Genomic DNA, 1,031 nt, shown 5'->3' with positions numbered 1-1,031 from the left:
CGGGCAATATCTATACGCGTATCATGAATCCGACCAATGCAGTGCTAGAAGAGCGCGTTGCTGCGCTTGAAGGCGGTATCGGTGCGCTTGCGGTCGCCTCTGGTATGGCTGCCATCACTTATGCGATCCAGACCATTTGTGAAGCAGGTGACAATATCGTCGCCGTATCGACGCTATATGGTGGTACTTACAACTTATTTGCGCATGCATTGCCGCGTCAAGGAATTGAGGTGCGTTTCTTTGATCACAAAAACCCAGAAGCGATTCGTGATCTAATCGATGACAAGACTAAGATGGTCTTTGCCGAAAGTATCGGTAACCCACTAGGTAATATCGTAGATATTCAGGCGCTCAGTGATATTGCTCACGAGTATGGTGTGCCTGTCGTGATTGACAATACCGTTGCCACGCCTGCGATATGCCGTCCGTTTGAGTTTGGTGCGGACATTGTGGTTCATTCATTGACCAAGTATATGAGCGGTACGGGGACGTCGATTGGTGGCGCGATTGTTGATAGCGGTACGTTTGCTTGGGGCGATTATCCTGATCGTTTCCCATTACTGAACACGCCAGATCACAGTTACCATGGGGTGAACTTTGTCAAAGACGTGGGCGCGCCTGCCTTCATCGCGCGTGCTCGTGTCGCACCGCTACGCAATACGGGTGCTGCTCTTAGTCCGCTCAATGCGTTTAGTATTCTACAAGGGATGCAGACGCTGAGCCTACGGATGGAGCGTCATGTACAAAACGCACAAGCGGTTGCGGAATACTTGCGTGACCATGACAAGGTCGCTTGGGTAAAATATGCAGGCCTCTCTGACCATCCTGAGCATGAGCTTGCCCAAAAGTACATGAAAGGCACGCCTTCTGCTATTTTAACCTTTGGGGTAAAAGGCGGTCTGGAGGCAGGGTCGCGCTTTATCGATGCGCTACAATTGATTACGCGCTTGGTGAATATCGGTGATGCCAAGTCATTGGCCTGTCATCCTGCCTCGACGACGCATCGTCAGTTAAATGGACAGGAGCTTGAG

1 protein-coding gene is annotated in these 1,031 nt (G+C 50.9%); it reads left to right on the top strand.

Annotated features, from left to right (window positions below; translation table 11 throughout):
- A partial coding sequence (locus ACS8FC_RS15030) for an O-acetylhomoserine aminocarboxypropyltransferase/cysteine synthase family protein (protein WP_439297363.1) occupies nt 1–1,031 on the top strand: 1,031 nt, incomplete at both ends.

Source organism: Psychrobacter sp. 1Y4 (genome assembly GCF_051847555.1).
This window is presented reverse-complemented; position numbering and strand designations above follow the sequence as displayed.